Origin of the sequence: Micromonospora sp. NRRL B-16802, assembly GCF_001279555.1 — a bacterium.
Lineage (GTDB): Bacteria > Actinomycetota > Actinomycetes > Mycobacteriales > Micromonosporaceae > Micromonospora > Micromonospora profundi.
In genome coordinates this window covers 58,666-82,305 of the sequence record NZ_LGEB01000058.1, presented here as the reverse complement: position 1 = coordinate 82,305, position 23,640 = coordinate 58,666, and the positions used below count along the sequence as shown (strand labels likewise).

Annotated in this window: 23 protein-coding genes; 5 read left to right on the top strand and 18 right to left on the bottom strand. The window is 69.2% G+C overall.

What is annotated here, in order from left to right; genetic code table 11:
• On the bottom strand, window positions 1–453 hold a 453-nt coding region (locus ADK66_RS15020; RefSeq protein ID WP_053655668.1), incomplete at its 3' end, for a hypothetical protein.
• 877 nt (window positions 454–1,330) lie between these two features.
• Between ADK66_RS15020 and ADK66_RS15015 the strand changes: the two genes are divergently transcribed.
• Complete coding sequence (locus ADK66_RS15015) at window positions 1,331–1,627, top strand: DUF1540 domain-containing protein (protein ID WP_053655666.1); 297 nt, start codon at window positions 1,331–1,333, stop codon at window positions 1,625–1,627.
• A gap of 200 nt (window positions 1,628–1,827) precedes the next feature.
• On the opposite strand, the gene ADK66_RS15010 is transcribed toward ADK66_RS15015, so the two are convergent.
• Complete coding sequence (locus tag ADK66_RS15010) at window positions 1,828–3,834, bottom strand: protein meaA (RefSeq protein ID WP_053655664.1); 2,007 nt, start codon at window positions 3,832–3,834, stop codon at window positions 1,828–1,830.
• A gap of 151 nt (window positions 3,835–3,985) precedes the next feature.
• On the opposite strand from ADK66_RS15010, the gene ADK66_RS15005 reads away from it, so the two are divergent.
• Complete coding sequence (locus ADK66_RS15005) at window positions 3,986–4,837, top strand: ABC transporter ATP-binding protein (protein WP_053655662.1); 852 nt, start codon at window positions 3,986–3,988, stop codon at window positions 4,835–4,837.
• Window positions 4,834–5,679, top strand: coding sequence for an ABC transporter permease (locus ADK66_RS15000; RefSeq protein ID WP_053655661.1), 846 nt, complete (start codon window positions 4,834–4,836; stop codon window positions 5,677–5,679). The genes ADK66_RS15005 and ADK66_RS15000 overlap by 4 nt, the downstream gene beginning before the upstream one ends.
• Window positions 5,680–5,774: 95 nt before the next feature.
• Here the strand turns inward: ADK66_RS15000 and ADK66_RS14995 are convergent, their stop codons facing one another.
• Window positions 5,775–6,623, bottom strand: coding sequence for a 3-hydroxyacyl-CoA dehydrogenase family protein (locus ADK66_RS14995; RefSeq protein ID WP_053655660.1), 849 nt, complete (start codon window positions 6,621–6,623; stop codon window positions 5,775–5,777).
• A 96-nt stretch (window positions 6,624–6,719) separates the two neighbouring features.
• On the bottom strand, window positions 6,720–8,162 hold the full coding sequence (gene murA, locus ADK66_RS14990) for a UDP-N-acetylglucosamine 1-carboxyvinyltransferase (RefSeq protein ID WP_053655659.1): 1,443 nt from the start codon (window positions 8,160–8,162) through the stop codon (window positions 6,720–6,722).
• Here murA and ADK66_RS14985 point away from each other — a divergent pair.
• Window positions 8,161–8,733 (top strand): cob(I)yrinic acid a,c-diamide adenosyltransferase, encoded by a 573-nt coding sequence (locus ADK66_RS14985; protein WP_053655658.1) that lies wholly within the window; start codon window positions 8,161–8,163, stop codon window positions 8,731–8,733. The genes murA and ADK66_RS14985 overlap by 2 nt on opposite strands.
• Window positions 8,734–8,953: 220 nt before the next feature.
• Here the strand turns inward: ADK66_RS14985 and ADK66_RS14980 are convergent, their stop codons facing one another.
• The 13 genes from ADK66_RS14980 to glyA all read right to left on the bottom strand — a co-directional run bounded on the left by ADK66_RS14980 (window position 8,954) and on the right by glyA (window position 19,944).
• Window positions 8,954–9,409, bottom strand: coding sequence for a DUF2550 domain-containing protein (locus tag ADK66_RS14980; protein WP_053655657.1), 456 nt, complete (start codon window positions 9,407–9,409; stop codon window positions 8,954–8,956).
• Window positions 9,410–9,421: 12 nt separating this feature from the next.
• The gene (locus ADK66_RS14975) at window positions 9,422–9,703 is read right to left on the bottom strand and encodes a F0F1 ATP synthase subunit epsilon (RefSeq protein ID WP_053655656.1); all 282 of its coding nucleotides are present in this window, start codon (window positions 9,701–9,703) and stop codon (window positions 9,422–9,424) included.
• A 90-nt stretch (window positions 9,704–9,793) separates the two neighbouring features.
• Entirely contained in the window at window positions 9,794–10,933 is a 1,140-nt protein-coding gene (locus tag ADK66_RS14970) for an LCP family protein (protein WP_053655655.1), read from the bottom strand.
• 222 nt (window positions 10,934–11,155) lie between these two features.
• A complete protein-coding gene (gene atpD / locus ADK66_RS14965; RefSeq protein ID WP_053655654.1) occupies window positions 11,156–12,592 on the bottom strand; it encodes a F0F1 ATP synthase subunit beta in 1,437 nt (478 codons plus the stop codon).
• Window positions 12,592–13,521: a F0F1 ATP synthase subunit gamma gene (locus ADK66_RS14960; RefSeq protein ID WP_053655653.1), complete on the bottom strand. Its 930-nt coding sequence runs from the start codon at window positions 13,519–13,521 to the stop codon at window positions 12,592–12,594. The genes atpD and ADK66_RS14960 overlap by 1 nt, the downstream gene beginning before the upstream one ends.
• A 4-nt stretch (window positions 13,522–13,525) precedes the next feature.
• Complete coding sequence (atpA, locus tag ADK66_RS14955; protein WP_053655652.1) at window positions 13,526–15,178, bottom strand: F0F1 ATP synthase subunit alpha; 1,653 nt, start codon at window positions 15,176–15,178, stop codon at window positions 13,526–13,528.
• A 90-nt stretch (window positions 15,179–15,268) separates the two neighbouring features.
• Complete coding sequence (locus ADK66_RS14950) at window positions 15,269–16,090, bottom strand: F0F1 ATP synthase subunit delta (protein WP_053655651.1); 822 nt, start codon at window positions 16,088–16,090, stop codon at window positions 15,269–15,271.
• Window positions 16,090–16,620: a F0F1 ATP synthase subunit B gene (locus ADK66_RS14945; protein ID WP_053655650.1), complete on the bottom strand. Its 531-nt coding sequence runs from the start codon at window positions 16,618–16,620 to the stop codon at window positions 16,090–16,092. The genes ADK66_RS14950 and ADK66_RS14945 overlap by 1 nt, the downstream gene beginning before the upstream one ends.
• 31 nt (window positions 16,621–16,651) lie before the next feature.
• Window positions 16,652–16,873 carry an ATP synthase F0 subunit C gene (gene atpE, locus ADK66_RS14940; protein WP_053655649.1) on the bottom strand — a complete coding sequence of 74 codons (222 nt, stop codon included), beginning with the start codon at window positions 16,871–16,873 and terminating at the stop codon, window positions 16,652–16,654.
• Between the two features lie 91 nt (window positions 16,874–16,964).
• On the bottom strand, window positions 16,965–17,744 hold the full coding sequence (gene atpB, locus ADK66_RS14935) for a F0F1 ATP synthase subunit A (protein WP_053655648.1): 780 nt from the start codon (window positions 17,742–17,744) through the stop codon (window positions 16,965–16,967).
• A gap of 42 nt (window positions 17,745–17,786) precedes the next feature.
• Window positions 17,787–18,008, bottom strand: coding sequence for a hypothetical protein (locus tag ADK66_RS14930; RefSeq protein WP_053655647.1), 222 nt, complete (start codon window positions 18,006–18,008; stop codon window positions 17,787–17,789).
• A 191-nt stretch (window positions 18,009–18,199) separates the two neighbouring features.
• Window positions 18,200–18,661, bottom strand: coding sequence for a hypothetical protein (locus tag ADK66_RS14925; RefSeq protein WP_053655646.1), 462 nt, complete (start codon window positions 18,659–18,661; stop codon window positions 18,200–18,202).
• Entirely contained in the window at window positions 18,658–19,944 is a 1,287-nt protein-coding gene (glyA, locus tag ADK66_RS14920; RefSeq protein WP_197281525.1) for a serine hydroxymethyltransferase, read from the bottom strand. Before glyA ends, ADK66_RS14925 begins: the two co-directional genes overlap by 4 nt.
• 35 nt (window positions 19,945–19,979) lie before the next feature.
• Between glyA and ADK66_RS14915 the strand changes: the two genes are divergently transcribed.
• Window positions 19,980–21,443, top strand: a complete 1,464-nt coding sequence (locus tag ADK66_RS14915; protein WP_053655644.1) for an SDR family oxidoreductase — start codon at window positions 19,980–19,982, stop codon at window positions 21,441–21,443.
• A 12-nt stretch (window positions 21,444–21,455) separates the two neighbouring features.
• On the opposite strand, the gene ADK66_RS14910 is transcribed toward ADK66_RS14915, so the two are convergent.
• Complete coding sequence (locus tag ADK66_RS14910; RefSeq protein WP_053655643.1) at window positions 21,456–23,570, bottom strand: transglycosylase domain-containing protein; 2,115 nt, start codon at window positions 23,568–23,570, stop codon at window positions 21,456–21,458.
• Window positions 23,571–23,640 lie beyond the last annotated feature (70 nt).

Genomic DNA, 23,640 nt, shown 5'->3' with positions numbered 1-23,640 from the left:
ACCCTTCAGGAACGCGGTGGTGGAGTAGTCGGGGTCGGTGATCTGCTCCGGCGTACCCCAACCCGAGCTCGGACGCTGCTGGAACAAGCCCTGCGAGTCATGATCGTTGCGGTCACCCAGGTGACCCAGGTTCTCCAACTTCGACTCCTGCAGACTCGTACCGATCGAGATCACCGCGGCCCGCTCAGGCATGCCAGCCTTCTTCGTCGCGGAGATGATCGCCTTCACATTCGCGGTCTGCTCGTCGTTGAGGGCGATCCGGGACTGCGCGCCCTGCGTGCCGTGCGGGATCAACTTGCCGGTATCAGGCTTGTCGGCCTGCACCACCGCGACCGGCTTGACACCCACCGCAGCGTCGGCGGCGTTGTGGCCGGCGATGGGGCCGGCGAAAACACCACCGGCGAACGCGAGACCAGCAACGGACAGCATGCTCTTACGAATGATCGTGTTCATGGGGGTAGCTCCTTCGGGGGTAGGAAACACCCACACACCACCCGGGGGCGGCGCACGGGTGTGAGCACCTCGTCCGGCGCTGCACAAAACAAAGGGGGGAGTCATTCGCGGCGGCCGGGCGCGGGGGCGCCTCTGGCGGCCGGTCCATGTGTAACCACCCGGGGGCCGGGGCCATTCCCGGGGCGGCCATCGCTTGGCCGAGCCGTGAGTCGAGCGCGGGGATCCAGCCCGGGGCATCGGCCAACCTCTGGCACGGCGCCTTATCTGTCGCTCACGCACGTCGGGGCGTCGCCGCCTGGTGCGGTCGGTCAGTGTGTAACCACCGGGCCGGGCCAGGCATTCCACCCGCGCCAGCGGGCCGGGCAGTCGCGCCGTCGCCCGCCTCTTGGTGCGGTCGGTCAGTGTGTAACCACCGGGCCGGGCCAGGCATTCCACCCGCGCCAGCGGGCCGGGCAGTCGCGCCACGCCCAGCGGGCCGGGCAGTCGCGCAACGCTGCGCCGAGGCGGGCCGGGCGGTGCATCTCCGCGAGGAGGTCGCCTGCGGTCGGCCGTACTGCGATCGTCAGGGTATGCAACCCGGCCGGGGCCGCCACGATTCCGGCCTGAGGATGCCACCGGTCACACCCAGAAACCCGCCGCCAACGGGCATACCCCCCATATGCGCGGCCGGACGCCGGCCGAACCGGGGCGCCCAGGCAATGATCGACTCGGGTTCCTTGAAACCGGGGCATCCACCGCATCCGGACACACCGGTTTCAAGGAAGGCGAGTGGATCAAAGGCGGGTCGGACACACCGGTCAGGTGGGACGGCTCGGATACTGGCGTTGATGAGCCGACAAATGCCTAGTATCGGGGCAAGAGCCCTCTGGAGGTCGAGATGACTGCAGCGTTGGAGATGCCCCGCGTCCAGGAGTGTGTGGTCGCTGCCTGTGCGTACAACCAGGCGGGCGACTGTCACGCCTTCGCGATCACGATCGGCAGTGCCGACCACGCGCACTGCCACACGTTCGTGGAGTCACCCGTCCAGGGCGGCCTGGGCACCCTTATAGCCCAGGTGGGTGCCTGCCAGCGCTCGGACTGCCTGCACAACGAGCAGCTCGAATGCCACGCGCCGTCGATCAGGGTGGGGCCGGACAACGACATGGCCGACTGCATGACCTACGACCACCGCTGACCTTCCACCAGGGCCAACCAGCCACGGATGGAAGAACGACCACCCAAGGACCGACGGCCACGCAAGGCGCCAGCCGACCATCCGAGCGCTGACCAACCACGCAGCGCCGGCCGACCACGCAGCGCCGGCCGACTACGCAGGGCGCTGACTGACCGCGCAGGGCGTCCGCCCATGCGCAAGGTAGCGGCTGATCGCGCCGGTCAAGGTAGAGAATTGGTCTCCCGGATGACCGTCACCAGGTCGTCGATGATGGCGGTGAGGGCGAAGTCCTTCGGGGTGAAGACCCGTGCCACACCTGCGGCTCGCAGCGCCTCGGCGTCTCCGGCGGGGATGATGCCGCCGACCACCACTGGCAGGTCGGCGCGGCCGGCGGCACGAAGCCCGTCGAGCACCGCTGGCACGGCGGCCAGGTGTGAGCCGGACAGCACCGACAGCCCCACCAGGTCGACGTCCTCCTGGATGGCGGCGGCGACGATCTGGCCGGCGGTCAGCCGGATGCCCTGGTAGACGACCTCGAAGCCGGCGTCGCGGGCGCGTACCGCGATCTGTTCCGCGCCGTTTGAGTGTCCGTCCAGGCCGGGCTTGCCGACCAGCAGCCGCAGGCGCCCGCTGCCCAACTCCCGGGCGGTGGCGGTGACCCGCTCACGGACCGCCACGAGACCCGGGTCGCCGCCCGTGCCGACGCCGCCGGCCAGGCCTGTGGGTGCCCGGTACTCGCCGAAGACCTGGCGCAGCGCGCCGGCCCACTCGCCGGTGGTAACGCCGGCCCGTACACAGGCGAAGGTTGCCGGCATGAGGTTGGTGGTGGTCGCGGCGTCCGCGCGGAGCTGGGCCAGTGCCGCGTCCACTGCCGCGTCGTCCCGTTCGGCACGCCACCGGCGTACGCCGTCCACGGCGGCGGCCTCGACGGCCGGGTCGACCTGCTCGACCGCCTCCGCTCCGGCGGCGGTCAGCGGCGAGGGTTCGGTCTCGACGTACCTGTTGACGCCGACCACCACGTCGGCTCCGGACTCCATCCGGCGACGCCGCTCGGCGAGTGAGGCGACGAGTGCGCTCTTGAGGTAGCCCGTTTCCACGGCGGCCACCACGCCACCCAGTTCCAGCACCTTGTCCAGTTCGACCCGGGCCCCGGCGACGACGTCGTCGACGAGCGCCGTCATCACGTGCGAGCCGGCGAAAATGTCGGGGTATTCGAGCAGGTCCGACTCGTACGCCAGGACCTGTTGCATGCGCAGCGACCACTGCTGGTCCCAGGGACGGGGCAGGCCGAGCGCCTCGTTCCAGGCGGGCAGTTGCACGGCGCGGGCGCGGGCGTCGCGGGAGATCGTCACGCCGAGCATCTCCAGCACGATGCGCTGGATGTTGTTCTCCGGCTGCGCCTCGGTGAGGCCGAGCGAGTTGACCTGGACGCCGTAGCGGAACCGACGCTGCTTGGCCTCGGTGACCCCGTACCGGTCGCGGGTGATCTCGTCCCAGAGCACGCCGAACGCGCGCATCTTGGCGATCTCCTCGACGAAGCGCACCCCGGCGTTGACGAAGAACGAGATGCGCTGCACCACGTCGCCCATCCGCTCGGCGGGCACCTGGCCGGAGTCACGGACCGCGTCGAGCACGGCGACCGCGGTGGCCAGCGCGAAGCCGACCTCCTGCACGGGTGTGGCCCCGGCCTCCTGGAGGTGGTACGAGCAGATGTTGACCGGGTTCCACCGCGGCATCTCCCGCAGGGTGTACGCCACCACGTCGGCGGTGAGCCGCAGGGACGCCGCCGGCGGGAAGATGTACGTCCCCCGCGACAGGTACTCCTTGATGATGTCGTTCTGGGTGGTGCCGGCGCAGCGGGCCAGCTCCGCGTCCTGTTCGAGCCCGACCGTGCCGTAGAGGGCCAGCAGCCACATCGCCGGGGCGTTGATAGTCATCGACGTGTTCATCTCGGCCAGCGGGATGCCGTCGAAGAGCGCCCGCATGTCGCCGAGGTGGGCCACGGGCACGCCGACCCGGCCGACCTCACCGGAGGCGAGTTCGTGGTCCGGGTCGTACCCGGTCTGGGTGGGCAGGTCGAAGGCGACCGAGAGGCCGGTCTGCCCCTTCGCCAGGTTGCGGCGGAAGAGGGCGTTGGTGGCGGCGGCCGACGAGTGGCCGGCGTAGGTGCGCATCACCCACGGGCGGTCACGCTCGGGCAGCCGGCTCGCAGATGCCTTCTCATCCATGGCCGGAGTCTAAGTTACCGTTCAGTAAAACGGGCTGTGCAAAACCGCACACGTCCATGTCGCGGACATCCGGGTGCGGAACGCGCACGATGTCGGCGACCGCCACACCCCGGGCAGCACACCGGCCGGGCCAGGACGCACACTTGACGCCATGGATGACGAGCTGGCCATCTCCGTCCGAGGGCTGCGCAAGGCGTACGGAGACAACGTCGCGGTGGCGGGCGTGGACCTCGACGTACGCCGTGGCGAGGTGTTCGCTCTGCTCGGCCCGAACGGCGCCGGCAAGACCACCACGGTGGAGATCCTGGAGGGCTACCGGGGCCGCGATGCGGGCGAGGTTTCGGTGCTCGGCGCTGACCCCGCGCACCCCAGCCCGGACTGGCGGTCCAGGGTGGGCATCGTGTTGCAGGGCACCGGCGAGTTCGACGAGCTGACCGTGGCCGAGGTGATCCGGCACTTCTCCGGCTTCTACCCCGACGCCGACGACCCGGACAAGGTGATCGAGCGGGTGGGTCTGGCCAGCAAGGCGAGCGCCCGCACGCACACCCTCTCCGGCGGGCAGCGGCGCCGTCTCGATGTGGCGCTCGGCATCATCGGCCGCCCCGAACTGCTCTTCCTCGACGAGCCCACCACCGGCTTCGACCCCGAGGCCCGCCGCGAGTTCTGGGAGCTGATCCGCGACCTCGCCGCGGCCGGCACCACAATCGTGCTGACCACGCACTACCTGAACGAGGCGGAGTCACTCGCCGACCGGGTGGGTGTCATCGCCGCCGGTCGGCTCGTCGAGGTGGCCGCCCCGAACCAGTTGGGCAACCGGCAGGAGGCCCTGGCCACGGTGTCCTGGCGTACCCCGGACGGGACGCTGGAGAGCACGCAGAGCGCGACGCCGACGGCCCTGGTGGCCGACCTGGCGGCGCGCTACGGCGGCGAGGTCCCGGGGCTCACCGTGACCCGGCCGACCCTGGAGGACGTCTACCTCACCATGATCGGACACGCGCGATGACGACCACGACGAGGCCGGCGACGCCTGTCGCCGCGAACCGCGGACGCCGGCCGGGTGCCGGCGCGCTCGCCCTGCGCCAGGGCCGGCTGGAGATCACCCAGTTCCTGCGCAGTCGGGAATCCGTGGTCTTCACGATGGGCTTCCCCATCATCATGATCCTGATCTTCGCGTCGATCTTCGGCGGCGAGATCGGCGGCGGGGTCAAGTTCACCCAGTACTTCATCACCGGCATGATCGCGACCGGCCTGATGACGGTGAGCTTCCAGAACCTGGGCATCTGGATTCCGATCGAGCGGGACCGTGGGGTGCTCAAGCGCTACCGGGGCACGCCGATGCCGAAGTGGGTCTGGTTCGCCGGCAAGGTGATCATGGTGGTGGCGATCGGCATCGTCGAAACGGCGCTCCTGCTCGCCGTCGCCGTGGCGCTGTTCGACCTCGACCTGCCCGGCACCGCCGCGAAGTGGCTCACCTTCGGCTGGGTCTCCGTGCTCGGGGTCACCGCCTGCACCCTGTGCGGCATCGCCATCTCGTCGCTGGCCCGTACCGCCCGCAGCGGCTCGGCGGTCGTCACCCCGGTCTCCCTGGTGCTCCAGTTCATCTCCGGGGTGTTCTTCGTCTTCACCGAGCTGCCCACCTGGATGCAGCAGGTGGCGGCGCTGTTCCCGCTCAAGTGGATGTGCCAGGGGCTGCGGGCGGTCTTCCTGCCGGAGAGCTTCGGCGCGCAGGAACCGGGCGGCTCGTACGAGCTGGGCCGGGTGGCGCTGGTGCTGATCCTGTGGTGCGTGATCGGCCTGGTGCTCTGCCTGACCACCTTCCGCTGGACCACAAAGCGCGACGGCTGAGTAAGGAAGGGCACCTTATTAACACCTGCGGTAGAGGAGGTTAATAAGGGGCCCCTCCTCTACACGAGGCGTTAATAAGGGGCCCTTCCTTCGGCTCAGTACGTGTAGAAGCCCTTGCCGGTCTTGCGGCCCAGGTCGCCGGCGGTGACCATGCGCTGGAGCAGCTCCGGCGGGAAGAACTTCTCGTCCGCCGTGTCGGTGTAGATGTTCTTCGACGCGTGCAGCAGCACGTCCACGCCGGTCAGGTCGGTGGTGGCGAGCGGGCCCATGGCGTGCCCGAAGCCCAGCCGGCAGGCGGTGTCCAGGTCCTCCGCCGACACCACTCCCGACTCGACGAGCTTGACCGCCTCCACCACGAGAGCGGAGATCAGCCGCGTGGTGACGAAGCCCGCGATGTCGCGGTTGACCACCACGACCGTCTTGCCGATCTCCTCGGCGAACGCGCGCACCGTGGCCAGCGTGGCGTCACTGGTCTTGTAGCCACGCACCAGCTCGCAGAGTTGCATCATCGGCACCGGCGAGAAGAAGTGGGTGCCGACGACCGCCTCGGGCCGCTCGGTGACCGCGGCGATCTGGGTGACCGGGATGGCCGACGTGTTGGTGGCGAGCACCGCGTCGGCCTTGCAGATCTTGTCCAGGGCGCGGAACACCTCGTGCTTGATCTCCAGCCGTTCGAAGACCGCCTCGACCACGATGTCCGCGTCCGCCGCCGCCTCCAGGTCGGTGGTCGGGGTGATCCGGGCCAGCGTCGCCTCGACCTCGGACGCCTCGATCTTGCCCTTCTCGGCGAACTTCTCCAGCGACTTACGGATGCCGCCGAGCCCGCGGGCGGTGGCCGCGTCGTCCAGGTCCCGCAACGTCACCTGCCAGCCCGCCTGCGCCGCCACCTGGGCGATGCCGGAACCCATCAGTCCGGCCCCGACGACCGCGAGTCGACCCGCCATCTACTTCTCCCTCGCCACGATTGAGTGCCTGTCTGCACCCTAGTCGGCGAGCCTGAACGACGACTAAGGGGCTGACCGGAGGCCCCCGAGGGCGGCTCAGATCTCCAGCGAAGGTTCCTCGGGCGCGGTGCCCCGCTCGACCGCCACCCCGAGCGCCCGCAGGTCGGCCACGAAATCCGGGTAGCCCCGGTCGACGTGGTGCACGTGGGAAACCTCTGTGGTGCCCTCCGAGCAGAGCCCCGCGATGATCAGCCCCGCACCGGCGCGGATGTCGGTGGCCCGCACCGGAGCGCCGGACAGCCGCTCGTGCCCCCGGACCACTGCGTGGTGCCCGTCGGTCTTGATGTCCGCGCCGAGCCGCATCATCTCGTTGGCGAACATGAACCGGCCGTCGAAGATGTTCTCCGTGATCAGGGACGCTCCGTCGCTGACCGCGGCCAGCCCGATCGCCATCGGCAGCAGGTCGGTGGCGAAGCCGGGGTACGGCAGCGTCACCACGTCCACAGCCCGGGGCCGGTCGTCCATGCGTACGCGGAAGCCGTCTCCCCGGGTCTCGACGAGGCCGCCGGCCGCAACCACCTTGTCCAGCGCGATCTCCAGGTAGGCCGGGTCGAGCCCGGTCACCGTCACGTCGCCCCGGGTCATCGCCGCGCCGAACGCCCACGTGCCGGCGACGATCCGGTCCCCCACCGTGGCGTGCCGCACCGGGCGCAGCCCGGGTACGCCGGTGATCCGCAGCGTGGTCGTGCCGGCGCCGGAGATCTGCGCGCCCATCTGGTTGAGCATCGTGCAGATGTCGACGATCTCGGGTTCCCGTGCCGCGTTTTCGACCGTCGTGGTGCCCTGGGCCAGCACCGCCGCCATCACCAGGTTCTCGGTCGCACCCACGCTGGGAAAATCGAGCACGATGTCCGCGCCGCGCAGACCGTGTGGGGCGGAGGCGATGACGAAACCGTGCTCGCCGGAGATATCGGCGCCCATCCGCGTCAGCCCGGAGATGTGCATGTCCAGCCCACGGGAGCCGATGGCGTCGCCGCCGGGGTGGGCCACCCGCACGAACCCCCGACGGGCCAGCAGCGGACCCAGCACGCAGATCGACGCGCGGAGCCGCCGGACCAGGTCGTAGTCCGCGTCCGCGCCGGGCTGCTCGGGTACGTCGATCGTCACCGAGCGGGACCGGGCGACACCCCCTCGGGCAACCATCGGGTCCACCGGGTCGTCGGCGTCGAACCGGACGTCGCATCCCAGCCGGCGCAGCACCTCTCCCATGATCGCGATGTCGGTGATCCGCGGGACGTTGGTGATCACGCTCCGCCCCGGTGCGAGCAGCGCGGCTGCCATCAGCTTCAGCGCCGAGTTCTTGGCACCCACCACGTGCACGGTGCCGGCCAGTCGCGCATCACCACGCACCCGGATGACATCGACATCATTGATTGCCGGGTCACCGGCGTCTCCGGGGCCTACCACCGCCGGCCAGCCGGCAGTGGTAGCCGGCCGCGTAGGGATCGTCAGATCCGGTATCCGTAGGCTGTGCGTCATGGCCGTCCACCTCACGCGCATCTACACCAAGGCCGGCGATGCCGGCATGACCAGGCTGAGCAACAACGAGCAGGTGCCGAAGACCGATCCACGGATCGCCGGGTACGCGGATGTCGACGAGTGCAACGCGGCGATCGGCGTGGCACTCGCCCTGGGACAGCTCGACGATGAGCTGCGGGTCGTGCTGGAGTCGGTGCAGAACGACCTGTTCGACGTCGGTGCCGACCTGGCCACCCCGGTGGAGCCGGATCCGAAGTATCCGCCGCTGCGGGTGACCGAGGAGTACGTCGAGCGCCTGGAAAGCTGGTGCGACGAGTACAACGCACGCCTGAGCACGCTCGACTCCTTCATCCTCCCCGGCGGCACCGCGGGTGCGGCACTCCTGCACGTGGCGCGGACCGTTGCCCGGCGTGCCGAGCGATCGGCATGGGCGCTGGTCAGCCACGATCCGGAGCGAACCAGCCCGCTCCCGGCAAAGTATCTCAACCGGCTCTCCGATCTGCTCTTCATCCTGTCAAGAACGGCAAATCCGGCAGGCGATGTGCTATGGGTGCCGGGCGGCAAGCGCTGATCGGGAGCGCCCCGCCAGCACGTGTAGGGGTGGGTTCCCGATCTGGGGGCCCTCACGCCTCAGCAACATCGGTAACGGCAGGTGATGAGAACCCGCGCCGGAACGACGCACACCGGCACCGACGGGTTTCCGGGAGAGCCCGCCCGGCGCAGGGATCAAGCCTGACCGCCCGGAGCCGGGTGGGCTCCCCCGGAAACCCAGGGGTGACCCGAGAAGCGGCTCAGGCAGCCGGCCAGTCCTGGGAGGCCATACGCGGCGAGACCGCCCCCGGAGGGGCGGCCTCGAGCCAGGATAGGAAACCGGTAACTGTCGACCGCGCCATGGCGATCTCCACCGGTGCGTGGTGACTGGTACACCGGAGGATCACCCAGTCGGCCGGCATGGAGAGCCGCTCCTGCCCTTCGGGCAAGCGGCGGCGCTCCACGGCCAGCCCTTTGCGGGAGAGCACCCGCTTGGGTCGCAACGCGAAGCTGAACATCCGGTACCAGCGCAGTTCCTCACCGGCGAACCGGCCGAAGCCCGGTGACCAGCCGCGGCCGTCGAGCATTGTGGTGGTCCGGACGCTGAGCCGGATGATGCCACCGCTGCGGGTGACGAGCGCACGGCGGACGAAGAGGAAGAGAACCGCGACGAGGACGACGGCGACGCCGATCCCGATTCCTTCGACGATCTCCATCCCCGGTGTGGCTCAGCTGCTCTGCGCGGAAACCGGGGTAGCGCTCTCGGCCAGCACGGTGACCTTGTCGGGGCTCACCGAGAGGAAGCCGCCGGCCACGTCGTACGAGATCTGCTCACCACCGGCCAGCTTGATGCGGACCTGGCCCGGCTCTGCGAGCTGACCGAGCAGCGGCGCGTGCCCCGGCAGGACACCGAGCTCGCCTTCGGTGGTCCGGGCGACGAGCATCTCGGCGTCACCTGACCAGACCTTTTCCTCGACGGCGACGAGCTCGACGTGAAGCTGCTGTGCCACGCTGTCTCCTTGCTGCGGCGGGCGGAATGCCGAAAGTCTAGTCCTGACGGCTGCCCGCCCCCAACGCGGGTGGGGAGAGCTACGCCACGACTACTTCGTCTTGTTGTGGAATTCCGGGTGCTCCAACAGGAACGGGTCCAGTTGTTCATTGTGCAGGGCGGTGAAGAAGTCCGCGACGCCTGCCTGGAACTGTTCACCCTTGTACTTCTTACCTTCGTAGACGCCGCCACCGGGGAGCTTGATCATCTGGATGGTGTTGGGGCGGATGTCCTTCAGAGCGATCCCGAAGTCGACAACGCTGTTGCCACGGCCGTTGAAGATCAGCGACTGCCCGGCGGCGCGGAGCACCTTGTCCAGCTTGATCGGGTTGGCGACCACGTCGGCGCTGAACGCCTGGCCGACCATCGCCTTGACGAACTGCTGCTGGTGGCGCTGCCGGCCGTAGTCGCCGTCGATGACGCCGTTCTTCTCGTAGCGCTGCCGGACGTAGTCCAGCGCCTGCCACCCACTGAGGTGGTGAGTGCCCTTCGGGTAGACCGCCTGCGGCCCGATGTAGCCCTCGCCGCGCGGGTTGCCCGGCCGGGCCTTGCCGTCCGGCTGCTTGTGCTCGGACTTCACCTCGCGCTCGACGTACATGGTGACGCCGCCCATCGCGTCGACGATCTTCTGGAAGCCGGTGAAGTTGATGATCGCGCCGGCGTCGAAGCGCTTGATGCCCGTCGCGTTCTGCACTGTCGTGGCCAGCAGCTCGAAGCCGCGCGCGGCGTCGGGGTTTCCGCCCGGCACATGACTGCCGTACGACATCGCCGCGTTGATCTTGGTCTTCTCGCCGTGGAAGTCGGCCTTCTTGAACGGCGGGATGTCGACGTAGAGATCACGGGGCACGGAGAACAGGTAGGCACGATCCATCGAGGCAGGCACGTGCAGCACCATGATCGAGTCGGCAAGTGGCGCCGCCGTCGGGGTCCGCGGGTCGATGCCGACAAGCAGGATGTTGAGCGGACCCTTGATGTCGCTCTTCTTCTCCTTGGCGCCAGCGGCCTGGTCGCCGAACAGGTCGGCCTTGCCGACGGCGCCCTCGTAACGGGCCATCAGCACCTCGGTGCCGACCAGCACCGCACCGCTGAGCATTGTCAGCACCGCGCCGAACACCGTGCAGATCCTGGCCCAGCGAGGCACGCCCCGCCAGATCGACTTGCGGCCACTCTTGCCGGCCTTAGCCACGTGCATCTCCGTTCGTCACGCCCACGGGTAGAAGACGGGCGCGCGTCGCCGAAAGGTTGCAAAGATCAACGCTCGTTCAGGGGAACGTGCGCAACGACCGTATCTCGCCAGCTGCGCGAACGCCGACAGCGAGCAACGGACCGCGAAGATGATAAGGCGCGAAGATGAACAAAAGACTGCCCCGGCATTGCCGGGGCAGTCTTTTGCGTTGCGGATCTGGACGAGCTGTCAGTCCTTCATCAGCTCCGCGGCCTTGGCCTCGAGGTCCTCGAGACCGCCGCACATGAAGAACGCCTGCTCAGGGAAGTGGTCGTACTCCCCCTCGCTGATCTTGCGGAACGCCTCGATGGTCTCCTTGATCGGGACCGTCGAGCCCGGCACGCCGGTGAACTGCTCCGCAGCGTAGGTGTTCTGCGACAGGAAGCGCTCGATCCGCCGGGCACGCGCCACGGTGATCTTGTCTTCCTCGGAGAGCTCCTCGATACCGAGGATGGCGATGATGTCCTGCAGGTCGCGGTAGCGCTGCAGGATCCGCTTCACCTCGGTGGCCACCTGGAAGTGCTCGGCGCCGACGAACTCCGGGGCGAGGATCCGGGACGAGGACGCCAGCGGGTCCACGGCCGGGTAGATGCCCTTGTCGGAGATCGACCGCTCCAGGTTGGTGGTCGCGTCCAGGTGGGCGAACGTGGTGGCCGGGGCGGGGTCGGTGTAGTCGTCCGCCGGCACGTAGATCGCCTGCATGGAGGTGATGGCCTGGCCCCGGACGGAGGTGATCCGCTCCTGGAGCTCGCCCATCTCGTCGGCCAGGGTCGGCTGGTAACCCACGGCGCTCGGCATACGGCCGAGCAGAGTGGAGACCTCCGAACCCGCCTGGGTGAAGCGGAAGATGTTGTCGATGAAGAGCAGCACCTCCTGCTTCTTCACGTCCCGGAAGTACTCGGCCATGGTCAGCGCCGACAGCGCCACCCGCAGCCGGGTGCCCGGCGGCTCGTCCATCTGGCCGTAGACGAGCGCCGTCTTGTCGATGACGCCGGACTCGGTCATTTCAGCGATGAGGTCGTTGCCCTCACGGGTGCGCTCACCCACGCCGGCGAACACCGAGGTACCACCGAAGTTGCGGGCAACCCGTGTGATCATCTCCTGGATGAGCACCGTCTTGCCCACACCCGCGCCGCCGAACAGGCCGATCTTGCCGCCCTTGACGTACGGGGCCAGCAGGTCGATGACCTTGATGCCGGTCTCCAGCATCTCGGTCTTCGGCTCCAGATCCGCGAAGGCCGGAGCCTTGCGGTGGATGCCCCACCGGTCGTCGGCCTGAATGGTCTCGCCCTCGGTGAGGTTGAGGCACTCGCCGATCGCGTTGAACACGTGGCCCTTGACGGCGTCGCCCACCGGAACGGTGATCGGCTCGCCACGGTCACGCACCTCCGCGCCGCGAACCAGACCGTCCGTCGGCTGCATCGAGATGGCGCGGACCAGGTTGTCACCCAGGTGCTGGGCAACCTCCAGGGTCAGCGTCTTCTCACCGCCGGACAGGTTCACGTCGACGTTCAGAGCGTTGAACAGGGCCGGCATGGCGTCACGCGGGAATTCGGCGTCGACGACCGGGCCGATGACCCGGACCACGCGACCCGTGGCCGTCTTGGTCTCTACTGGTGCAGTCATCACACTTCACTTCCCGACGCGGCCAGCGCGTTGGCGCCGCCGACGATCTCGCTGATCTCCTGGGTGATCCCGGCCTGTCGGGCCGAGTTCATCTCGCGCGTGTACTTCTCGATCATCTCTTCGGCGTTGTCGGTGGCGCTCTTCATCGCCCGCCGCCGTGCCGCCGACTCACTCGCCGCCGACTCGATCAACGCCGCGTAGATCCGCGTGTTGATGTACCTCGGCAGGAGCGCGTCGAGCAGCGCCTCCGCGTCCGGCTCGAACTCGTACGCCGGCAGCAGCCCCTCGGAGCGCGGCCGGTCCTCCACCTGCATCGGACCGATCACCTTGGTGACCGGGGTCTGCGTCATCAGCGAGTGGAACTCGGTGTAGACGATGTGCAACTCGTCGACTCCGAGCACCCCGTCCGCCCCGGCGTCGCCGTCGACGTCGTCCGCGCCGGCGGTGAACGCCTTGATCAGCGTCTCACCGACGGTGCGAGCGTCTTCGAACGACGGCTGCTCGCTGAACCCGGTCCAGTTCGCTTCCATCGGCCGGTCACGGAACCGGTAGAACCCGACGCCCTTACGCCCGATGACGTAGAGCACCGGCTCCTTGCCGTCCGACTTCAGCCGCGCGATCAGCGACTCGGCCATCCTGATCGCGTTGGAGCTGTAACCGCCGGCCAGGCCACGGTCGCTGGTGACCAGCAGGACGCCCGCCCGCCGCACCCGCTCGCGCGGAGTGAGCAGCGGGTGGTCGATCCGCGCGTTGGACGCCAGCGCCGTGAGCACGCCGGTGATGGCCTGGGCGTACGGCAGGGACGCCTGCACCCGGGCCTGGGCCTTGGCGATCCGGCTCGTCGCCACGAGCTCCATCGCCTTGGTGATCTTCTTCATCGACTTCGCCGAGCGGATCCGTTGACGAAGAACGCGTACCTGGGCCGCCATCAGATCAGCTCTCGGTCGAGCCGGCGGGCGCGCCGTCGCGGTAGCGGGTCACCGTCTCGCGGTCCTGGTCGCCCTCGAGCGGCTTGGCCGGCGCGTCGTTGATCCGGGACTCGTCCTCCTTGCCGAGGAAGACCTTCTTGAACTCGCTGATCGCGTTGTCCAGGGAGCCGATGATGTCGTCGTTCCACTGGTTGTCAGCGATCGAGGAGAGCACACCCGCGTGCTTGTGCCGCAGGTACTGAAGGAACTCCGCCTCGAAGCGGCGCACCTCGCCCACCGGGACGTCGTCCAGCTTGCCCTCGGTGCCGGCCCAGACCGAGACGACCTGCTCCTGCACCGGGTACGGCGAGTAGTTCGGCTGCTTCAGCAGCTCGACCAGACGCGAACCGCGGTCCAGCTGGGCCCGGGAGGCCTTGTCCAGGTCGGAGGCGAAGGCGGCGAACGCCTCCAGCTCGCGGTACTGGGCCAGGTTGAGCCGCAGCGAACCGGCGACCTTCTTCATCGGCTTCACCTGCGCGGCGCCACCGACCCGGGAGACCGAGGTACCGACGTTGATCGCCGGACGGACGCCCTGGTTGAACAGGTCGGTCTCCAGGAAGATCTGGCCGTCGGTGATCGAGATGACGTTGGTCGGGATGAAGGCCGAGATGTCGTTGGCCTTCGTCTCGATGATCGGCAGACCGGTCATCGAGCCGCCACCCAGCTCGTCGGAGAGCTTCGCGCAGCGCTCCAGCAGGCGGGAGTGCAGGTAGAAGACGTCACCCGGGTACGCCTCACGGCCCGGCGGGCGGCGCAGCAGCAGCGACACGGCACGGTACGCCTCAGCCTGCTTGCTCAGGTCGTCGAAGACGATCAGAACGTGCTTGCCGCCGTACATCCAGTGCTGCCCGATGGACGAGCCGGTGTACGGAGCGAGGTACTTGAAGCCGGCCGGGTCGGAGGCCGGGGAGGCCACGATGGTGGTGTACTCCATCGCGCCCGCCTCCTCGAGCTGCCCCTTGATGGAGGCGATCGTGGAGGCCTTCTGGCCGATGGCGACGTAGATGCAGCGGACCTGCTTCTTCGGGTCGCCGGTGCGCCAGTTGTCGCGCTGGTTGAGGATGGCGTCCAGGGCGACAGTGGTCTTGCCGGTCTTCCGGTCACCGATGATCAGCTGCCGCTGGCCCCGACCGATCGGGGTCATCGCGTCGATGGCCTTGATGCCGGTCTGGAGCGGCTCGTCCACGGACTGCCGGGCCATCACGTTCGGAGCCTGCAGCTCCAGCTCGCGGAAGCCCTCGTTGGCGATGTCGCCGAGCGCGTCGATCGGCGCGCCGAGCGCGTTGACCACGCGCCCGAGGAAGGCGTCGCCGACCGGAACGGAGAGAACCCGCTCGGTGCGCTTGACGCGCTGCCCCTCCTCCAGCTTGGAGGAGTCACCGAGAACAACGACACCGATCTCGCGGACGTCGAGGTTCAACGCCACGCCGAGCGTGCCGTCCTCGAACTCCAGGAGCTCGTTGGTCATGGTCGAGGGCAGGCCCTCGACGTGGGCGATACCGTCACCGGTGTCGGCGACGGTGCCGACCTCCTCGCGGGAGACGTCGGGCGAATAGGAGGAGACGTAGCGCTCCAGGGCGCCGCGGATCTCCTCCGTCGAGATGGTCAGCTCGGCCATCCTCTGCTTCCTTAAATTTCAGGGGCCCGGGGATACCTAGTACCGACCGGTCCGAATGGCGTCTGTCATTCAGGTGCTTCGCGGAAGCCGTCAGCGCTTGGCGAACGCGTTACGAGTCTCCTTGAGCCGGCGCAGGATCGTCCCGTCGTAGAGATCGGAACCGACCCGGACGCTCATGCCGCCCAGGATGTCGGGGTCGACCGTCTGCTTGACGTCGACCTGCCGACCGTATAGCTCAGCGAGACGAGCGCCCAGCCGCTGCTCCTCCGCGTCATCCAGCGGGGCGGCGACGGTCACGTACGCGACCTGCCGGTCCCGCCGGTCGGCGGTGAGCTCGACCAGTCGGGTGAGCGCACCGCTGAAGGAGCGCCCACCGAACCCGGAGAGAGCCACCTCGACGAGGCGGACCGTCACCGGGTGGGCCTTGCCCTCCAGCAGCTCCCGAACCAATCCGGCGCGCTGAGCCAACGGCGCGATCGGGTCGGTCAGCACGGTGGCGAGCTGCGGCTGTCCGGCGACCAACTGGCCGAACCGGAACAGCTCGTCCTCCACCTCGCCGAGGTCACCGGTGGCGTCGGCGCTGGCAAGCAGCGCCTCCACACCGAGCCGCTCGGCGCCGTCGAGCAACTCCGACGGTGCCGACCAGCGGTTGGCGACCAACGTGCTGCTCAGGTCGAGCGCCTGCTCGTCCACCTTGCCGCGCAGCATGGTGCCGAGCAGGCCGGCGCGATCCGTACCGGAACGTGCAGGGTCGGAGAGCGCCCGGCGTAGCCGTACCTCCCGCCGCAGCAGATCCGCGACGGAGAGGACGCCGTCGGCGGTGGCGGCGATCGCCTGCGGCTGAGCACCGCGGGTGTACGCCTCCAGCCGCTCGACGGCTGCCTTGTACGACTCCCGGCTGGCGGCCTGCATCAGCGGGCCCCCGCGCTCTCAAGATCGGTGAGGAAGCGCTCGACGGTGCCCTTGCGGCGGGCCTCGTCGGCGAGCGACTCCCCGACGATCCGGCTGGCCAGGTCGACAGCCAGGCCGCCGACCTCCGCGCGCAGGTCGCGCACGATGGTGGCGCGCTCGGCCAGGAGCTGCTCCTTGCCTGCGGCGACAACCCGCTCGGACTCCTCCCGCGCCTTGGCGAGGATGTCCTGTCGGATCCCCTCGGCGTCGGAGCGGGCGTCGTCACGGATCTTGGCGGCCTCGGTACGCACCTCGGCCAGCTGCGCGCGGTACTGCTCGAGCAGCTGGTTCGCCTCGGCCTGGGCCGCCTCGGCGCGCTTGAGGCCACCCTCGATCGCGTCGACCCGCGCCTGGTACATCGCCTCCATGCGAGGCATGACGAACTTCAGCAGGACGAAGACAAGCAGGGCGAAGGAGATCGAGCCAACGACGATCTCCTGCCAGATCGGAAGGATCGGGTTGTGCTCGACGCCTTCGGCGGCGATAAACATGTCAGACCTCCGGGTCGCGTGGTGCGAAGGGTCAGACGGCGAAGGCGAGAACCAAGCCGAAGAGGGCGAGCGCCTCGACCAGGGCGAAGCCCAGGACGAGCCAGGTGCGGTTGAAACCGGCGGACTCCGGCTGGCGGGCGCTCGACTGGATGTAGGCCGCGAAGACCAGGGCGACACCGATACCGGGGCCGATGGCGGCGAGGCCATAGCCGATGGTGTTGACGTTGCCTTCGATGGCGGCAAGAACCTGCATTGCGGGCATTCCTCCTAGTTCACACGCGAGGTTTCACGTGTAGGCGGTCGGTACCAGAAGCTTGGTCGGGCCGGGTGACCCGCCGAGCCGATCAGTGCTCGTCGGCCAGCGACGACCCGATGTAGTTGGCGGTCAGCGTGACGAAGACATATGCCTGCAGCGCCGCGACCAGCAGCTCGAAGAAGGCCATCACGATCGCCATGGCGAAGGAGAAGACCGAGGTCACCTGGACGAAGATGCTGTCCGAGGCGAGCATCACGAAGCCGCCGACGGTGAAGACCAGCAGCAGCAGGTGGCCGGCGAACATGTTGGCGAAGAGCCGCAGCGCCAGGGTGACCGGCCGGACGATGAAGTTCTGCAGCAACTCGATCGGGATCAGCAGGAAGTGCATCGGCCATGGAACGCCCGGCAGGATCAGACTCTGCTTCAGGTATTTTCCGAGGCCGTGCTTACGGATGCCGATGTAGATGTACATCACGTAGGAAATAGCCGAGAGCACGATCGGGAAGGCGATGTGCGAGTTGGGCGAGATCTGCAACCCGGGCACGATGCTGAAGATGTTTGTCAGCAGGATGAAGCTGAAGAGCACCGTGAAATAGGGCGCGAAGCGGATGCCCGCATTGCCCATCTGCTCACGGGCGATGTTGTCCCGAACCAGGCCGTAGACCGACTCCGCATACCACTGGGCCTTACCGGGAACCAGCTTGGGCTTCCGGTAGGCGAGCATGAAGAAGATGATCAGCAACGCGACCGCGAGCCAGATCATGATCCCGAACTTGGTGACCCAGGGGCCGGCCACGTTCGGCGGGTAGAAATCTCCGACGCTGGGGGGCCAGGGAAGCCCCTCGGCGGCGACGAGCTGTCCACTCACCGTGTCATCCTCCGCACTCGACAGACCCGCGTGTGCTGGAACTCAAGCACCGAGCCTCTTCATGATCAGGTAGATCGCTCCGGCTGCGCCGAACATCATGCCCGTGGCGATCCCGATGCCCGTAGGAAAGCCAAGAAGGCGTCCAGCGAGCCACCCGAGGAAACCCCACACCACAATGCCGGCGAGGAGATAGCCAAGAACGGTGCCGGCAACGCCCTCCGATGAGTGCTCATCGGACTTCTTGGGGTGAAGGTCGTCGGCCATGACGTGGCGAACGATATCAGCCGGGGCGTGCCAGGGTGTGCGGCACCCCCCACACTGCGGGCAGCGTGCGGGTCGCACTACGGACGCGTCAACCGTCGCCAAGGCTACTCCCGTCGGGTCCGCCGAGGCAGCCCGACGGGACCGGCAAATTGCCGACAATCGTCCGACGAGGAGCGTGCGATCGAACGGAGTCAGTCGCGCTGTGACCGGAAGGTCGGCAGCGGAGAGCGCAACGCCCAGGTCAGGTGGGCTCCGGTCCAGACCAGCACGGCCAGGATGACCGCGCCGCCCATGACCCGTAAACCACCCCAACCGGTGGCCGCGATGGCAGACATGGCCAGACCGAGGATCACGATCTTCACACCGTAGGTGACAAGCCCAACGGACATGATCATGCGCGGGTTGACGGCGTCCGCCCAGGCGACCGAGAACCCGGAGATGAGATAGCTCACCACCACCAACGCGATCCCGGCAGCCGCCCCGGCGGCGCCCTCGGCACCCCACAGGATCGCCGCGAGCGGGACCGCCAGCACTGCCAGCACCGCACAACTCAGCAGCGTAAGGCGCAGGTACGGCAGCCGGACCCGGATCGCGCCCGGCTCACCCGCCCGTGGCTCGTCCGCCTGCGGCTCGTCCGTCCGTGCCTCATTCATCGCGGGTACGCCGGGAACGTCGCGACCAGCTCGGCCACCTCGGCGCCGATCCGGGACAGCGCGTCGGCACCGCCCGGTGCACCGGGATCGGTGCGCACCACACGGGCGATCAGGGCGGCCACCTGCCGCAGCTCACCTTCCCGCATGCCCTGGGTGGTGACGCTCGGGGTGCCCACCCGGATGCCGGAGGCCACCATCGGTGGCTGCGGATCGAACGGGATGGCGTTCTTGTTCAGGGTGATCGACGCGGCGTCGCAGCGCCGCTCGGCCTCCGCGCCCGTCACCCCCGTCTCGCGCAGGTCGATCAGGGCGAGGTGGGTGTCGGTGCCACCGGACACCGGGCGCATCCCCTCGTCGGCCAGCCCGGCGGCGAGCGCCTGGGCGTTGCTGACCACCTGCCGGGCGTACGTCTGGAACTCGGGCTGGGCGGCCTCGCGCAGCGCGACCGCCTTGGCCGCCACCGCGTGCATCAGCGGGCCGCCCTGGGTGAACGGGAAGACGGCCTTGTCGATCCGCTGGGCCAGCGACTCACGGCAGAGGATCATGCCGCCACGCGGGCCCCGGAGCACCTTGTGGGTGGTGGCGCAGACGACGTCGGCGTACGGCACCGGGGACGGGATCGCCCGACCGGCGACCAGGCCGATGAAGTGCGCCGCGTCCACCATCAGGTACGCGCCGACCTCGTCGGCGATCTCCCGGAACCGCGCGAAGTCGATCAACCGGGGGTACGCCGTCGCGCCGCAGATGATCAGCTTGGGTCGGTGCGCGCGCGCAAGGTCGCGTACCTCGTCGTAGTCGATCAGCTCGGTGTCCGGCCGGACGGGGTAGCCGACCGGGTGGAACCACTTGCCGGAGAAGTTCACCCGGCTGCCGTGGGTGAGGTGCCCCCCGTGCGGCAGGTCCATCGCCAGGACCGTGTCCCCCGGCTGCACAAGCGCGGCGTACGCGGCGAGGTTGGCGCTCGCCCCCGAATGCGGCTGGAGGTTGGCGTGCTCGGCGCCGAAGAGCTCCTTGGCGCGGGCGATGCCGATCTCCTCGGCCCGGTCCACCTCCGCGCAGCCGCCGTAGTAGCGGCGGCCCGGGTAACCCTCGGCGTACTTGTTAGTGAGCGTCGAACCGAGCGCGGCAAGCACCGCAGGCGAGGTCAGATTCTCGCTGGCGATCAGCTGCAGGCCACCCCGCAACCGGTCCAGCTCGCCGAGAACCACCCCGGCGATCTCCGGATCGGTGGCTCTGAGCTGCGCAAAATCCGGCCCCCAGAAGGTGCTCGTCTCGGTCTCCACAGCGAACGAGTCTAGAGGGCCGCACACTGGGACCCGTGAGATGCCTCGTCACCGGTGCAACGGGATACATCGGCGGGCGACTGACGCCGCTTCTGCTCGCCGACGGGCACTCCGTACGCTGCCTGGCCCGCAAGGCCGTGCGGCTGCGTGACGTGCCGTGGGCCTCGGCGGCCGAGATCGTCGAGGGGGACCTCAGCCGACCGGAGACGCTGCCTGCCGCATTCGCCGACGTGGACGTCGCCTACTTCCTCGTGCACTCGCTCGGCCGTCCCGACTTCGAGGCGGCCGACCGCGAGGCGGCGACAAACTTCGCGGCGGCGGCCCGTGCGGCAGGCGTACACCGGATCGTTTATCTGGGGGGTCCGGAGCCGGCGTCCGACGCGGAGGTCCCCTCACCGCACCTGCGGTCCCGGGCCGAGGTGGGCCGGATCCTGCTGGCCAGCGGGGTGCCCACGGCCGTGCTCCGCGCCGCGGTCATCATCGGCTCCGGCTCGGCGTCGTTCGAGATGCTGCGCTACCTGACCGAGCGGCTGCCCGCCATGGTCACCCCACGGTGGGTGGGCAACCGGATCCAGCCGATCGCCGTCCGCGACGTGCTGCGCTACCTGGCCGGCTGCGCCACGCTGCCTCCGGAGGTCAACAGGGGCTTCGACATCGGCGGACCGGACGTGCTGACCTTCCGCGACATGATGCAGCGCTACGCGCGGGTGGCGGGGCTGCGCCGGCGGATCATCGTGCCGGTCCGGCCGCTCACCCCGTCGCTCTCCTCGCACTGGGTCGGCCTGATCACACCGGTGCCGAACGCCATCGCCCGCCCGCTTGTGGAGAGCCTCATCCACGAGGCGGTCACGCACGAACACGACATCGCCCGGTACGTACCCGACCCGCCCGGCGGGCTGACCGGCTTCGACCAGGCGGTGTCCCTGGCGCTGGCAAAGGTGCGCGACGCCCAGGTGGAGACCCGGTGGTCGAACGCGAGCGGCCCGGACGCTCCCGCCGAGCCGCTGCCCAGCGACCCGGACTGGTCCGGTGGCACCACCTACACCGACTTTCGGGAGCGGACAGTGGACGCGCCGCCGGCCGCCCTCTGGCGGGTTGTCGAGGGCGTCGGCGGCGAGCACGGCTGGTACTCGTTCCCGCTCGCCTGGTCGATACGTGGCTGGCTGGATCGCCTCGTCGGCGGGGTGGGGCTGCGGCGTGGCCGGCGCGACCCGCACCGGTTGCAGGTCGGCGAAGCGCTGGACTTCTGGCGGGTGGAGGAGATCATCCCGGGCGAGCTGCTGCGGCTGCGCGCCGAGATGCGCCTGCCCGGCCGGGCCTGGCTGGAGATGCGGGTGCTGCCCGCCGACGACGGGCGCAGCCGCTACCAGCAACGCGCCGTCTTCCTGCCCCGCGGGCTGAGCGGGCACGCCTACTGGGGATCGGTGGCGCCGTTCCACGCGCTGGTCTTCGGCGGAATGGCCCGCAACATAGCCCGAGGCGCAGAAGAACTCTCCTAACCCCAACCCTGCTCAGTTGCCGTTGCGGGGGCCTGTTAGCTGGAAGGCGGCTCTTTCGCTCGGCGGGACGAAATCGCGTACCGGCTCGCCTCGTAGGCCGGCGGTGAGCACCTCGCCCACCGCGGTCACCATCCGGGCCTGCACCGCCTGACCGACAGCGTCGCGGGGGTCGTCCGGGTTGGCCGCCATCGAGGCGACCGCCAACTGCGGCGTGAAGGCCACCACCGTCTCCGTCTCGTACCGCTCGGAGCTGCCGGTCTTGCCGGCCACCGGGCGGCCGAGCCGGGCGCGCAGATCGGGCGCGGTGGCGCCGTCGCATCGCCCGTACATCGACTGGTCACCCACCGGGCAGCGGGATGCGTCGATGGCCGCACGGGCCACGTCGGTGTCCAGGACCTGCCGGCAGTCCGGCTTGGCGGCATCCACAGGCCGACCGGTCGAGTCGCTTATCGAGACCACCGGCAGCGGCGCGCACCAGGTTCCCTCGGCCGCCACCGTGGCGTACGCGTTGGCCAGGTCGAGCGGGGTCGTGGCGGCCACGCCCAGTGTGAACGGGCCCCAGTTCTTCGCGCCGTACCGGGCGAGCTGCTCGTCGGGGTCGGCGCGCAGCACGATGCCGAGCCGCTCGGCCATCTCCACCACCCGGTCGGCGCCGACCTTCTCGGTGAGCCACGCGAAGTAGGTGTTCACCGAGCGGCCGAAGGCGCTCCACATGGTGCGGGGGCCGTCCATCGACGACGGGTTGGCGTTCGACGGACACCAGCGGCCGTCGCAGCTGGCCGGCCCGGTCACCGGGAACCGGGTCAGGATCTGGCTCGGCGCGGTGAACTCGGTCGACAGCGGCATGCCCGACTCCAGCGCGGCCAGCAGGGCGAATAGCTTGAACGTCGAGCCGCCCTGGTAGCCGTCGATCGCCCCGCCGCCGGCGACGAGCTGGTTGACGGTGTTCGGGTGGTTCTTCTGCCCGATCGGGTTGTCCCCCACGCTGTAGGCGCGGTTCACCGACATCGCCAGCACCCTGCCGGTGCCGGGCTGCACCACAGCTGTCGGCACCGCCCGCGGGTCGGTCGGCTTGTAGATCTTCAGCACCTGCTCGGTGGTGGCCCGCTGCACCGCCGGGTCCAGCGAGGAGACGATGGAGAAGCCACCCCGGCGCAGGGTGCGCTGCCGCTCGTCGGCCGTCGACCCGAACGCCGGCTGGCTGCTCCACCAGCGGGTGAACCAGTCGCAGAAGAAGCCCCAGTCGTTGTGCCCGTCGGGCACCCCCGTGCAGTCGTTCGGCGTCTCGCTGGGCCGCAGTTGCATGGGCTCGGTCCGCGCCGCGTCGGCCGCGTCGGCAGCCACCTGGCCGGACTCCACAAGCCGCTCCAGCACGTACGACCGGCGCTCCAGCGCGCTGTCGGCGTCGCCGTTGATCGGGTCGTCGCTGTCCGGCGACTGCACCAGACCGGCCAGCAGCGCCGCCTGGGCGAGGGTCAGCTCGGCCGGCGACCGGGAGAAGTACCGCTTGCTGGCGGCGGCGATCCCGTACGCCCCGGCGCCGAAGTAGGCGATGTTGAGGTAGCGGGTGAGGATGTCCTCCTTGCTCAGCTCCCGTTCCAACGCGAGCGCGTACCGCATCTCCTGGAGCTTGCGGGCCGTGGTGACCTCGGTGGCGGCCCGGCGTTGTCCCACGGTCAGCCGGGGGTCGCTGGCGAGCACGTTGCGGACGTACTGCATGGTCAGCGTGGAGGCGCCCTGCCGGGTACGGCCGTCGCGCTTGTTGACCGTGAACGCGCGTACGACGCCGCGCAGGTCCACCCCGCTGTGCTTGTAGAACCGGGCGTCCTCGGCGGCGACGATGGCCTGGCGCATCACCGGGGCGACCTCGTCCAGCGGTACGTCCACCCGGTCCTCCTGGTAGAAGGACGTGATCAGCGTGGTGCCGTCGCTGGCGTAGAGGTTGGACCGCTGGGCGGTGGGCGGCGTGCGGAGCGTGTTCGGCAGCTCCGAGTACGGCGTGGACAGGGCGCTGAAGCCGATCCCGAAGACCAGAGCCGCGGGCAGGGCGGCTCCGGCCAGCACCAGTCCGGCAAGCACGCCGGCGATCACCACGGTCAGTAGTTTGTCGAGTCGGGCCCGGATCATCAGCTCTCCCCGCAGGAGCCGGTCACGCTAGGACCCGTTCAGAATGACCCGGAACGCCCCTTTCGCCCCC